Annotated in this window: 13 protein-coding genes and 1 tRNA gene; 5 read left to right on the top strand and 9 right to left on the bottom strand. The window is 55.5% G+C overall.

Annotation, left to right across the window (positions count from 1 at the left end; all coding sequences use genetic code 11):
* The first annotated feature begins 55 nt into the window (after positions 1-55).
* From GSUB_RS01365 to lhgO, 3 genes are all read left to right on the top strand, one after another.
* On the top strand, positions 56-274 hold the full coding sequence (locus GSUB_RS01365) for a helix-turn-helix domain-containing protein (protein ID WP_084211649.1): 219 nt from the start codon (positions 56-58) through the stop codon (positions 272-274).
* A gap of 159 nt (positions 275-433) precedes the next feature.
* The gene (locus GSUB_RS01360; protein ID WP_040198842.1) at positions 434-634 is read left to right on the top strand and encodes a hypothetical protein; all 201 of its coding nucleotides are present in this window, start codon (positions 434-436) and stop codon (positions 632-634) included.
* 13 nt (positions 635-647) lie between these two features.
* Positions 648-1856, top strand: a complete 1209-nt coding sequence (gene lhgO / locus GSUB_RS01355) for an L-2-hydroxyglutarate oxidase (RefSeq protein ID WP_040198841.1) — start codon at positions 648-650, stop codon at positions 1854-1856.
* Between the two features lie 242 nt (positions 1857-2098).
* Here lhgO and GSUB_RS01350 read toward each other — a convergent pair.
* From GSUB_RS01350 to GSUB_RS01335, 4 genes are all read right to left on the bottom strand, one after another.
* A tRNA-Asn gene (locus tag GSUB_RS01350) sits at positions 2099-2174 on the bottom strand.
* Between the two features lie 254 nt (positions 2175-2428).
* Positions 2429-3706, bottom strand: a complete 1278-nt coding sequence (locus GSUB_RS17780; RefSeq protein ID WP_052464340.1) for a sensor histidine kinase — start codon at positions 3704-3706, stop codon at positions 2429-2431.
* Positions 3703-4074: a putative quinol monooxygenase gene (locus tag GSUB_RS01340; RefSeq protein WP_052464339.1), complete on the bottom strand. Its 372-nt coding sequence runs from the start codon at positions 4072-4074 to the stop codon at positions 3703-3705. The genes GSUB_RS17780 and GSUB_RS01340 overlap by 4 nt, the downstream gene beginning before the upstream one ends.
* A 450-nt stretch (positions 4075-4524) precedes the next feature.
* Positions 4525-5163 (bottom strand): DUF2959 family protein, encoded by a 639-nt coding sequence (locus tag GSUB_RS01335; protein WP_040198840.1) that lies wholly within the window; start codon positions 5161-5163, stop codon positions 4525-4527.
* A 137-nt stretch (positions 5164-5300) separates the two neighbouring features.
* Here GSUB_RS01335 and GSUB_RS01330 point away from each other — a divergent pair, with 137 nt between their 5' ends.
* Entirely contained in the window at positions 5301-6401 is a 1101-nt protein-coding gene (locus GSUB_RS01330) for an ATP-binding protein (RefSeq protein WP_144401907.1), read from the top strand.
* A gap of 88 nt (positions 6402-6489) precedes the next feature.
* On the opposite strand, the gene GSUB_RS01325 is transcribed toward GSUB_RS01330, so the two are convergent.
* Genes GSUB_RS01325 through GSUB_RS01315 form a run of 3 tightly spaced genes read right to left on the bottom strand, consistent with a single transcriptional unit; the run spans position 6490 to position 7865 of the window.
* A complete protein-coding gene (locus GSUB_RS01325) occupies positions 6490-6726 on the bottom strand; it encodes a LapA family protein (RefSeq protein WP_052464330.1) in 237 nt (78 codons plus the stop codon).
* Positions 6727-6764: 38 nt separating this feature from the next.
* Positions 6765-7355, bottom strand: coding sequence for a GTP-binding protein (locus GSUB_RS01320; protein WP_040198838.1), 591 nt, complete (start codon positions 7353-7355; stop codon positions 6765-6767).
* 12 nt (positions 7356-7367) lie between these two features.
* On the bottom strand, positions 7368-7865 hold the full coding sequence (locus GSUB_RS01315; protein ID WP_040198837.1) for a roadblock/LC7 domain-containing protein: 498 nt from the start codon (positions 7863-7865) through the stop codon (positions 7368-7370).
* Here GSUB_RS01315 and GSUB_RS18920 point away from each other — a divergent pair.
* A complete protein-coding gene (locus GSUB_RS18920) occupies positions 7854-8066 on the top strand; it encodes a hypothetical protein (protein WP_144401906.1) in 213 nt (70 codons plus the stop codon). The genes GSUB_RS01315 and GSUB_RS18920 overlap by 12 nt on opposite strands.
* Here GSUB_RS18920 and nifJ read toward each other — a convergent pair.
* Both nifJ and recR read right to left on the bottom strand, forming a co-directional pair.
* Positions 8059-11646, bottom strand: coding sequence for a pyruvate:ferredoxin (flavodoxin) oxidoreductase (gene nifJ, locus GSUB_RS01310; RefSeq protein WP_040198836.1), 3588 nt, complete (start codon positions 11644-11646; stop codon positions 8059-8061). The genes GSUB_RS18920 and nifJ overlap by 8 nt on opposite strands.
* Before the next feature lie 249 nt (positions 11647-11895).
* A complete protein-coding gene (recR, locus tag GSUB_RS01305) occupies positions 11896-12495 on the bottom strand; it encodes a recombination mediator RecR (protein ID WP_040198835.1) in 600 nt (199 codons plus the stop codon).
* Positions 12496-12679 lie beyond the last annotated feature (184 nt).

Here is a 12679-nt window from a genome sequence, read left to right as displayed (position 1 = left end):
TGTAGCACAAGGTTTGTCCGGTTCATGGTTAACCAGGGAACCAGGGAGGATAACCATGACACGGACGCAGTTGCTACAGGAGACCCGGAAAATGCATTTCGAAGAGGTATTGACCATCTGGACCGAAAAGCGACTCACGCAGGAAGAGGCGGCCCGCCTGCTGGGGGTCACTGATCGGACCTTCCGTCGCTACATCGATCGCTATCACGAAAATGGTATTGATGGGCTGATCGACAAACGAATTTCACAAACCTCAAACCGCAAGAGAAGATGAAAATGGCGCTTCCCATCGTGAGTACCCGTTTCAGTATTAGCGTTCATCCAAGCCTTAAACATTCAGAGTCTCTTGGTAAATATGGGGGTGCCCTGAGGGTAATTGTGGTGATCTGCGTTATACTTTCAACATGATAGCGACAACGAAAAGGAGGCACTTATGTCGTTGGTCAAAACCTGGTACGAAGTGGATAAGGCTGCAGCCAAATATGGCCTGACGCGTGAAGAGATTCTCGAATTGGTTCGCGGGGGGCTGGTGCGCAGTGAGGAAGGCGAGAACGGCGAGGTGGTCAGGGTCAAAGCAGATGACGTGAAGCTGCAGTTAATGAACTACTCCCGCCCGGAGAAAGAAAGCCGCTGAGCAGGAGCAGGTCATGCAATCTTCATTTGACATCGCGGTGGTCGGCGGCGGCATCGTCGGCCTGGCCACAGCTCTGGCTCTGAGCCGTGAGATGGCGGGGAAAATCGTCGTTCTGGAAAAAGAGGCCGGCCTTGCGCGGCACCAGACCGGAAACAACAGCGGCGTGATCCATTCCGGCCTCTATTACCGTCCTGGCTCCCGGAAAACCCGCACCTGTACCGAGGGGCGCGAAGAACTCTACCGCTTCTGCCGTGAAGAGAACATCCCCTGCGAGCGCTGCGGAAAGGTCGTGGTCGCCACCCGCGAGGAAGAAGTCCCGCGCCTCGAAGAACTCGAGCGTCGCGGCCGGGAAAACGGGCTGGAAGGTTTGCAGCGTCTCGACAGGACGTCATTGCGTGAATACGAGCCGCACGTGGTGGGCATCGCCGGTCTTTATGTCCCGCAGACCGGAATCGTGGATTTTCCCCAGGCTGCACAGGCTATGGCAAAGCGGGTCGAAGGTGCTGGCGGCGCGATCCGCGTCGATTCCGAGGTGCGTCGGGTGCACAAGGGAAAAGAGGGCCTGCGCCTCGAAACAACATCGGGCGAAGTGTTCTGCAGTTTTCTGGTCAACTGCGCCGGGCTGCACAGCGATCGGGTGGCTCGGATGTGCGGCGCTGATCCACAGGTGCACATTATCCCTTTCCGAGGCGAATATTATGATCTGTGCAAGGAGCGGGAGGGTCTGGTCAATAATCTGATTTATCCGGTCCCCGATCCCAACCTGCCCTTCCTTGGCGTTCATTTCACCCGCATGATCCATGGTGGGATTGAAGCCGGTCCGAATGCCGTACTCGCCCTGAAGCGCGAGGGCTACAACCGGCTGAGCTTTTCACTGCGCGACGTCGCGGAGATCTTTCTGTATAAGGGTTTCTGGCAGCTCGGACGCCGCTATTGGCGCCTCGCCCTGGATGAGTATCTGCGCTCCTTCAGTAAACATCGCTTTCTGAAAGATCTGCAGAGCCTCCTGCCAATGCTGGCCAGCGAAGATATCACGACCGGCGGAGCCGGCGTGCGCGCCCAGGCGGTGGATGCTGAAGGCAGACTCCTTGATGACTTTCACATCGTCGAGGAGGAGAGAGCGGTCCATGTCCTCAACGCCCCCTCCCCCGCTGCCACCGCTTCGCTGGCCATCGGGCGGTCGGTCGCCAGGCGTGTCATGGGAAAACAGCCAAAAAGCTGATAAACGAAGAGAGGCAGAAGGCAATCAGGCCGACCGCGCCGGCACACTCCCCTCCCAGATCGACCAGCAGACCAAAGATGGCTATAGCTTCACCGCCCTCTTCTCCCTCTAATGGAGGCAAGCCGGACTCGAACTTTCAACTAATTTTTTTTGCTGGGGTTTACAGGGAAAGAGTCGGAGGTCGATCAAAGCTGAAAAATGCAAACGGCCGATCCCACGATGGAAATCGGCCGCTTCTATTCTGGCTCCCCGGGCCGGACTCGAACCAGCGACAGGGTGGTTAACAGCCACCTGCTCTACCAACTGAGCTACCGGGGAACAACTATTTGATTCTACGTAGTTTTTTCTGCCTGTCCGTACAGCGTCCAACGGGTATGTCCGGGAAAATCTCGGACACAGGCGAAATTTATACAGGACCGCTAATTGGATGTCAAGAGGAAATGCCAAGAAATGACCAACCGCAAAAGCGACGGAACACTGGTTACGCATCTGCAGGCCTGGGGAGGACGGACAAGTTTGCGTGTAGCACCGATCGTTTCCTGTTACCAGCTTTTGTGGAAAAGATATGGAAATCAGTCCAACGTAAAGTAAAAGGTGGCGCCCTTACCCAACTCCCCCTCTGCCCATACCCGACCGCCATGAACCTGAATGATCCGCTTTACTGTCGCCAGGCCGAGACCGAACCCTTGAAACTCATGGCTGCCGGGAAGACGCTCGAACGGTTTGAACAACAGGTCGGCGTGCGCGATGTCAAACCCGGGTCCGTTGTCCCGAATGAAACAGGCCCGGCCCTTCCCCGCCGCTTCTGTTGCGCCGAATTCGATGACCGGATCTTCCTTCTTGCCGGTGTACTTCCAGGCGTTGCCAAGAAGATTATCCAGAACGACCCGCAACAGTTTTGGATCGCCTTGAACTCTCACCCCTGGCTCAATGCGGAAAGCCGCCCGGCGGTCGGGGTGCCCCTTATTGAGGTCAGCGGCGATCGACCGGGCCATTTCGCTGAGATCGACCGTTTCCGGGCAAAGTTTGCTGTGCGTCAAACGCGAAAAATTCAACAGGGTATCGATCAGCTCGCCCATGTTCTTGACTCCCTGGTCGACCTGGTGCAGATATCCCCTGCACTGCTCATCCAGGCTGTCGCCGCATAGATGCACGATCAACTGGCAATAGCCGTCGATGACCGCCAAGGGATTGCGCAGGTCATGGGAGACGGTATGGCTGAAAGCCTCAAGCTCCATGTTGGCGATTTCGAGATCATTGGCGTGGCGCTCCAGATCTGCGTGCAGCTTTCGGACTTCCTCCTCGCTGCTTTTGCGCTCGGTGACATCAAGGATCGCCACCCGGCACTCCTGCCCCGACGTGCAGGCTACCGCCTCCATCTGGATAATGCGCGGCTCCTTGCCGTTGCCGACCAGCGGCGCTTCGCATACGTCTTTTACCTGGCTCGCCATAACCCGCCCGAGAAAAGCATGGAAGGCAGAGCGGTTCTCGGCGGCGAGAAAATGCGCGAAGGGGCGGCCCATCAATCGGGATCGTTCCACTTCCAGGAGGGAGGCGCCGGTCAGGTTGATACCGCGGATGATCCCGGCATCATCGAGGGTAGCGTAACCGACAGGGGCGAAATCGTACAGATCGGTGTACATCTCCAGCGCCGCCTCCATCTCGTTCCTGGCGTGACGCAGCTCCTCGTTCTGTATCTCCAGCTCGATCTGGTGAACCTGCAGTTCGTGCAAAAGCCTCACCGGATCATCTTCGGTCCGAGGTAGGCGAGCAGGCGTTTCACCGCGCAGAGCTTCTTCCGCGCGGCGGCGCAGCTCGCCCGGTTCAACTGATCTCCTATCATTTTTCATTTCATGACCTTTATGGTTTCCTTATCGGCGGTTCCTCGAGCCGCGTTTGGCGATCGTACTGCTGTTATGACCTCTTTTCCTGCCGTGGAGGCAATGGTATTGAATCTGACCTCCGGCTCGACGAGAAGCAGCTTCATCGCCCCGAGCAGGATATTGAAGTGGCCGGACTTGAGATAGGCGGTCAGGTCCTTATCGGTGTTCCACTCCTGCCTTAAGATAATGATATGTTCCAATTCCGAATCCAGACAGCAGTAACAACTCAAACAACCCTGTTCTTTTCGGATTGGGCCAAGCAGGGATTTGATGGTTTGTAAAACCTCAATGCGCTTGTCAGCAGGCACGGTCATCTTGATCGTGGCGTCAATCATGAATTCCACCCTTGGTATAATGCGCTTTCAAAGACCCTCTGCTATGCGTTCCGGCAAACGGAACCAAACAACCCAACCACATCCGCCAGGCCAAGGCTCATTGGCGACTGTGAGACCAGAGGGGAAATACGGACAGCGGCAGAACGATCCGAGCATGGCCCTTTTTCCTTTTTGTTAAATGATTATTTCCAGCAAGTTGAGTCGCAACGACCCTGCCTTCCAAAACCTGCCCGCGAGGTGGATATGAGTGTTCGATGTGACATGTGAAGACGAAAAACGAGATAAAGGAGAAGGGAATCCGTCAGCATGAGCTAGCATATTTAAAAGAGTTTCAATATTAGACAAACCTGTAAGGTGGGATGCCTTGTTAGCTTTTTGCACTGTCATGCTTTCCTCCCCTGATTTTCTCGTTCGACTACCGCCGGGCGCAAAGCTTGCGGTGATGACTTATTACTCGTTCGCGGCAGTCGCGGCCCTGATCCTGGCAAAAGCGCTGAGCACGGGCCTGATGGTTTCCTTCAGGTTGTCGCCATCCACCACGGCTTTCCGGGCGACCGGTCTGATGGCATCGATCCCCCGAGGCGTAAGGTCGTTGGCGAGATACATCTGAATTTCCTTGATATCCGTCAAATAGGACTGTAGAGCGCCTTTAACCCCTACACTGGCTGCGGGTATTTTTGCGTAGACTTCCCTCACCTCGACGCGCCGTTGTTCGCTGAGCGCCTGGATTTCGGGATTTGTGTACGAATTTTCCCATTCCTCCAGGTAGTCATCGCCCTGGGTCGTCATCTTTTCGGTATGCATGGCCAGTTGTTTGCCCAGCTTCTCCATTCTGCTGACATTTTTACTGTAGACGTCAAAGGACTTTTTCAGATCGTCCTGCTGCGGGCTGAGAAGATCCTCCAAGGAGGCGTTGGTCGCATCAATCTGCACAAGGGCCTGCTGGTAATCTTTTTCCACGGCTCGCATCGAGCTGGTGGTTTCTGTGGCCCGCTCCCTTCCGGTCATCGCGCAACCGCTCAGAAAAACAAAGATAAAGACGAAAACCAGGGTGCGGAAAGAGTAGAAAAGTCGAAATTCAAGTTTCAAGGCTGTGTTCCTTTCCAAAAAGGCGATGGATCTTTTCCGGCCTGCGGTAACTCGCTCAGACGCAGGATGGTTCCGGCTTCTTCGTTAATCAGTATAAACGCAACTAACATGCCAGAGAGGAGGGCCAGACAAGGTGGGTGCAAGATATTGTCTTTGCTGGGAAAAAGAGAAGTTTTGCAGGGGGAATAAAGAAAGTCCGCCCGTCGCATCCGTCATATATGACATTACTGTCGCATCTGACGGATCACGTTGAGACTTTTGAGGTGAACAGAGTTCTATTTTTATTGGCTGCGGATACCATGTTTGCGCATCCAGAGACGCAGGGAATTAAAATCGAAGGGGAGCCTTTCGATCTTCAGGGCTGTGTACAGAACGCCCTTCAGAGGATAAGCGCCGAGGCTCAAGAGAAAAATCTTCAACTGATCATGGAGATCTGCTCAACGCCCCCCGCATCGTTTGTCGGCGATCCTGACCGGCTGGAAAAGGTTCTCGTCAATCTGATCGATAATGCCATCAAATTCACCGCTGAAGGAGATGTGCGTGTTTCCGTACGATCCTGTAGCGACTTTGTGGAGTTTTCCGTGAGTGATACCGGCATCGGCGTCCCTGAAGAAAAAAGGGAGACAATCTTCCATCACTTCAGCCAGGCCGATGGATCGTTTACGCGCAGGCATGGCGGCCTCGGCCTGGGGCTGACCATGTCCCAGAGGTTGATCGATCTTATGGGGGGAAGTCGAATTGGATTAAGAGCACGGCCAGGGGGTGGGAGCGTCTTTTTCTTCACCCTTCCGCTCAAAACTGCAACGACCGACAGGTCCTCTTTGCCCGTGGACCACGGTGAAAAAAAAGCCGCCCCGCTTTCTAGCCCGTGCATCCTGCTGGCCGAGGACGAACCGATAATCCGGAATATGATCAAGACGATTTTGACCCACTACGGCTGGCGATCAGAAACCGCCGGGACCGGCAGCGAAACAGTTCAGAAGTGGAAAGAAGGCAATTTCGATCTAATCCTGATGGATCTGCAGATGCCTGAGATGAATGGCCTGGAAGCCACTCGGCAAATCCGTGAGGCTGAAGAGGGTAAAAAAATCTGCATCCTCGGCCTGACCGGTCATACCCGTAGCGAGATCATCGAGGAGTGCCTGACGGCGGGCATGGATAAGGTCCTGACAAAACCGGTGCAGCTCAAGGAGCTTTGTTCAGCCATCGATAGTTGCCTTGCAGCGTCAAAGGCATGATTTTCACCCTCAGAGTGAGAGGCATTCGGGTCGTGCGTACACGGCGAAGATATGCGAAAATTGCGGCCGACGGAGAGGGATGCAGTGGTCAGTGCCCTGCACGGTGTGCCTTTTCAGTCTTTCTGGGTTTCCTGGCGGACAGTCCAAGCGCGATCAGCATTCCAACGGCGATCCCGATGATCATGGTGAGGGCCAGAAGAGCGGCTAGCGGCATGGTCGCCGCCATGAGAAGGAACTTGATCTCGACGAGTTGAGTGTTCTGGAGAACAACGATGAGTCCTACGATAACCAGTACGAGGGCTGTGATCAGTTTCGCTCTTGCCATGTCAGGACTCCAGCGGCGGGGCGCTCTCTTTCCTCAGATCAGCGCCGCCCTTTCTGCAGGTCAACCAGAATCAGCTTGGCGACCGCTTTGAGGGTCTCGAATATCCCTTCTCCGGTCATGGCGCAGGCTTCGAATTCGGGGACGCGATCCGGGTTGAGCAGCTCGCTGAGCTCTTCAACGGAGCTGATATTAGGCAGGTCGCGCTTATTGTACTGGATCACGAAAGGGAGCTTTTCGAGCTGCATTCCCTGCTCTTCCAGGTTGTACTTGAGATTTTCCAGGCTCTCGATATTGGCGTCGAGACGCTCTTCCTGGGAGTCTGCGACAAACACCACGCCGTCTACCCCTTTAAGGATCAGTTTGCGCGAGGCGTCGTAGAAAACCTGTCCCGGCACGGTGTAGAGGTGGAAACGAACCTTAAAGCCGCGAATCTCACCAAGGGCCAACGGCAGGAAATCGAAAAAGAGCGTGCGCTCGGTCTCGGTCGCCAGGCTGATCATCTTGCCTTTGGCCTCGGGTGCGGTCTTTTGGTAGACGTACTGCAGGTTGGTGGTCTTGCCGCACAACCCCGGCCCGTAATAGACGATTTTACAATTGATCTCGCGTGAAGCGTAATTAATGAAGGACATGCGTCACTGGCCTCAACGAAAGAGATTATCGATGTCGTCGTCGGTGATCTCTGCAAAGGGGCTTTCCATGCCGCCAGTGCGCTCCACCTCGGCAGTTTTGGCCGCCAGTCGGTCGAAGATCGCGTCAAGTTCCCGACTGGCCTTTTTGACGCGCAACCGAACCAGGCCGAGGGAGCTGCGCTGATCGAAAATCACCACCAGGATAACACGCCCACCCACGATGGAGATATGCAGGTTGTCTTTTTCCCCTTCGTGAAACAGGATGGAAAATTCTTTCTCGCCGATAAGCTTGGCCAAGCCGCCGGTCGCAGCAATATTGCCTGCGGTCAACGAGGCAAGACTGGTGGTATCGAGATCGCTCGTTTCGCCGACCGCCGAGATGAGCTGACCATTTTTGTCCACCAGAAAGACAACTTTGGCGTTGGACTCGCGCAGCAGTTTCTCGATGACAGCGTTTATCTTGTGAAGCTCCTCGTCATACATCACGAAAGGAGACTGGTGACCAAACATGTGTTCTCACTCCTGATTAGGGTGGATGCGCCAGCCATCGTTATAGCACCCGGCGACGGGAGGTATCAAGAAATTTTAACTTCAGCACTTTTATCTGTGCAAAATGTGAACCTTAATAATTCTGGACGCAAAAAAGCCTCCGACTCATTATGGGCCGGAGGCTTTTTTCAGGTTATGCCGATTGAAGCAAGAATTACTTAACGCCCCAATCCGTGTTCATTTCCGCCAGCTTGCGGTAGAGATCGAAGCGGGAAGAGGTGTACTTGTTGGCCTGATCCATAAGCTTGGCGGCCATTTCCGGGTTGGTTTTCTTTAGAACCCTGTACCGGTTTTCAGCCGAGGCGTAATCCTCGAAGGAGATGGTCGTGTCCTTGCTGTCTAACTGCAGCGGATTCTTGCCTTCTGCCGCCAGACGCGGATCGAAGCGGAACAGCGGCCAGTGACCGGAGGCGACCGCCTTCTTGCAGTTTTCGATCGCGCTGTCCATCTTGATGCCGTGAGCAATACAGTGGGTGTAGGCAATGACGAGGGACGGCCCGTCATAAGCGTCTGCTTCCAGGAACGCCTTGACGACCTGGTTCGGGTTGGCCAGCGACACCTTGGCGACATAGATGTTGCCGTAGGTCATGGAGATCATGCCAAGATCTTTCTTCGGCATGCGCTTGCCGCCCGCAGCGAACTGGGCCACCGCACCGAGCGGTGTGGCCTTGGAAGCCTGGCCGCCGGTATTTGAATAAACCTCGGTGTCAAGAACGAGGACGTTGACGTTTTCGCCGGACGCGAGGACATGGTCGAGACCGCCATAGCCGATATCGTAGGCCCAGCCGTCGCCACCCATGATCCAAACCGATTTCTTGACCAGATAATCGGCTACGGACAGCAGGTTTTTGGAATCTTCATCGGTGCACTTCTCAAGAACGCCCTTGAGCTTCGCCACGCGCTCACGTTGAGCCTCGATCCCTTCCTGTGTCGACTGGTCGGCCTTCTTGATCTCGTTGAACAGGGCCTCCTGACCTTTACAGGCATCGCAGGGACACTCACCGATGCGATCAAGTAGTTCGAGGGCGTAGGTATTGAACTTGTCCACCGCCAGGCGCATACCGTAGCCGAACTCGGCGTTGTCCTCGAACAGGGAGTTGCTCCAGGTCGGGCCGCGTCCATCTTCGCGGGTCGACCATGGCGTGGTGGGCAGGTTGCCGCCGTAGATCGAGGAGCAACCAGTGGCGTTGGCCACCAGCATACGGTCGCCGAAGAGCTGGCTGGCCAATTTGACGAAAGGCGTCTCGCCGCAGCCGGCGCAGGCACCGGAGAATTCAAACATGGGCTGCAGCAGCTGAGTGCCCTTGAGAGTGGCGCGGCTGACCAGGGACGCGTCAGTTTCAGGCAGGCTGAGGAAGAAATCCCAGTTCTGCGCTTCACGGGCGCGCAGCGGGGCCTGGAACTGCATGTTGATGGCCTTGTGCTTGGGATCCTCTTTGCTCTTGGCCGGGCAGTTGTAGACGCATGCGCCGCAACCGGTGCAGTCCTCAGGCGCGACCTGCAGGGTGAACTTCTTGCCTTCCATCCCCTTGCCCTTGGCGTCGACAGCCTTGAAGGTCTCGGGCGCGCCTTGCAGCTTGTCGCCGTCGTAGATCTTCATGCGGATCGTGGCGTGGGGGCAGACAAATGAGCAGATGCCGCACTGGATGCACAGCTCTTCGTCCCATACCGGGATATTGATCGCGATATTGCGCTTCTCCCACTTGGCGGTGCCGGTGGGGAAAGTGCCGTCGGCAGGCATGGCCGAGATCGGAAGCTCGTCGCCCTTGCCGTCGATGATCGGCCCGATGGTATTGCGCACGAAATCGGGAGCGTTGCTGCCGAGCCCGACTTTCATCTTGATATCGCTGGAAACCTGACCAGGCACCTGAACTTCTTCGATATTGTTGGCGCCTGCGTCCACCGCTTCGTAGTTCATGTTGACGACCTTCTCGCCGGCCTTACCGTAACTCTTGACGATGGCGTCCTTGATTTCCTTCACCGCCTGATCGAAGGGGATGATGCTGGAGATCTTGAAGAAGGCAGTCTGCATGATGACGTTGATACGGGGGCCGAGGCCAATTTTTTCACCCAGGTTAACCGCGTCGATGACGTAGAGCTTGAGCTGCTTGTCGATGATGGTCTGCTGTACTTCCCGGGGAAGCTTCTCCCACACTTCGTCCTTGTTGTAGGGCGAGTTGATCAGGAACGTCGCGCCTTTTTTGGCCGCCTTGAGCATGTTGTACTTCTCAAGGAAGGCGAAATTGTGGCAGGCAACGAAATCAGCGGTTTTCACCAGGTAGGGAGCGCGGATGACCGTCTTGCCGAAGCGCAGGTGAGAGGTGGTCATGCTGCCGGCTTTTTTGGAGTCGTAGACGAAGTAGGCCTGCACATTGTTATCGGTGGTTTCGCCGATGATCTTGATGGAGTTTTTGTTGGCGCCCACGGTGCCGTCGGAGCCCAGACCGTAGAACTGCGCCTGGTAGACGCCTTCCTGGGGAACCTGATAATCCGCATCGAAGTCGAGGCTGGCATCGGTCACATCGTCCTTGATGCCGACGATGAAGTGGTTCTTCGGCTTATCCTGGGCAAGGTTGTCGAAGATGGCCTTGGCCATGCCGGGGGAGAACTCATAGGAACCGAGGCCATAGCGGCCGCCGACGATCGCCGGATACCCCTTGTAATCGACCTTGCCGTCGGCCATGGCTTCGCCAATGGCAGTACGCACCAGCTGATAAAGGGGCTCGCCGAGAGAGCCGGGCTCCTTGGTGCGGTCCATGACGGCAATCTTTTTCACTGTTTTCGGCAATGCTTCAACCAGCCCGTCAACCGGGAAGGGGTTGAACATGCGTACTTTAAGCATGCCAACCTTCTCGCCCTGGGAGACCAGGTGATCGACCAGTTCGTGCACGGTATCGGCGCCCGAGCCCATGATCACCACCACACGCTCGGCGTCGGGGGCACCGACATATTCCACCAGCTTGTACTGACGGCCGGTGATGTCGGCAAATTTGTCCATCTGCTTCTGCAGAATGCCGGGGAAGGCCTCGTAATACTTGTTGACCGTCTCACGCCCCTGGAAGTAGACATCGGGATTCTGAGCGGTACCGCGCAGGACGGGATGATCGGGCGACATGGAGCGGGCACGATGAGCGCGCACCAGCTCGTCGTCAATCATCTGCTTCATCTCTTCATTGGAGAGCTCATTGACCTTCTGCACTTCGTGCGAGGTCCGGAAGCCGTCGAAGAAGTGCAGGATGGGCACGCGGGACTCAAGCGTAGTCGCCTGGGCGACGCAGGCAAGGTCCATGACCTCCTGTACGTTGTTGGAACACAGCATCCCCCAACCGGTCTGACGGCAGGACATGACATCGGAGTGATCGCCGAAGATCGACAGCGCCTGCGCCGCAATGGCGCGGGCGGAAACATGAAACACCGTCGGGGTCAACTCGCCGGCGATCTTGTACATGTTGGGAATCATCAGCAGCAGGCCCTGCGATGCGGTGAAGGTGGTGGTCAACGCCCCACCCTGCAAGGCACCGTGTACGGCACCGGCGGCACCGCCTTCGGACTGCAACTCAACCACTTTGGGGATCGTGCCCCAGATGTTTTTCTCGCCGATCGCGCTTTTGGCATCACAGATCTCGCCCATCACCGAGGACGGGGTGATCGGATAGATCGCGCAGACCTCGTTGGTGGCATGGGCGACGTGGGCCGCCGCGGTATTGCCGTCAATAGTCACCATTTTACCGTTTTGCGACATCGAAACTCCTCCTTTGTGTCATCTCTATCCTGCTGAAACGGTCGTGCCGCGCACAATTCGCGGCGAACACAGAATAACGTACGTCCATGCGAGAGGTTGCAACAAGGTTTTAAGAACCGGATAAATACACCGGACCGCGCCCAAAAGAAATTCGCGGGGCAATGTGTCGAAAGATTCAAAGTATACGAAAAAAAGCCCAAAAAACAATCATGCTCGAGGCATTTCCGGACTTTTTGATTTTTCAGGAAATTACAGGTCACGACGGCCGGAAACGGCCCTGTTGACGGTCGCCTCGTCTACGAACTCAAGATCGCTGCCCATGGGGATTCCATAGGCCAGGCGCGTCACCCGAATCCCGTGCGCCTTGATCAGGTCGGCGAGAAAATGAGCCGTCGCCTCGCCTTCAACCGAAAAATTGGTCGCCACCACCACTTCGCGGATCGGTTCGTTTTCCAACCGCTTTTCAAGCTGAGCTACTTTGAGATCTTCCGGGCCCACGCCGTCAAGAGGCGACAAGGCGCCGTGAAGCACATGGTAGCGTCCGCGAAAAGAGCGACTACGTTCAATGGCGATCATATCACCCGGCTGCTCAACGATACACAGAAGATGCTCATCGCGGGACGGATCACGGCAAAGCTCGCAGGGGTCGTCCTCGGTCAAGCCGAAACAGCGTGAGCACAGGACAACGCGCTGCTTGAGTTCGACAATGGCCGCGGCCAGGGCCTCTGCTTCGGAAACAGGCTGTTTCAGCATGTGAAACACAAGCCGTGCCGCTGTTTTGCGGCCAATCCCGGGCAGTTTCGACATCTCGGCCACCAGCCTTGAAAATGACGGGATGGAGTCTAACATGAGCGCGATAAAAATCCAAACATTTTAAAATGCCGTTTTATTTTTTTAAAGGGGCGAAATTTTTTTTGTGATGCTAAAAATTTAAATACTTTGTTGAGCAAAATCCCTACCGAAAAGCTAGTCTATCAGAATTTTTGCGGAAGGTCTCTATTTTACTGAAACTAAATTTTATCTTTACCTGTGT

This window comes from Geoalkalibacter subterraneus, assembly GCF_000827125.1.
In the GTDB taxonomy this organism is placed as follows: Bacteria; Desulfobacterota; Desulfuromonadia; order Desulfuromonadales; family Geoalkalibacteraceae; genus Geoalkalibacter_A; species Geoalkalibacter_A subterraneus.
This window is presented reverse-complemented; position numbering and strand designations above follow the sequence as displayed.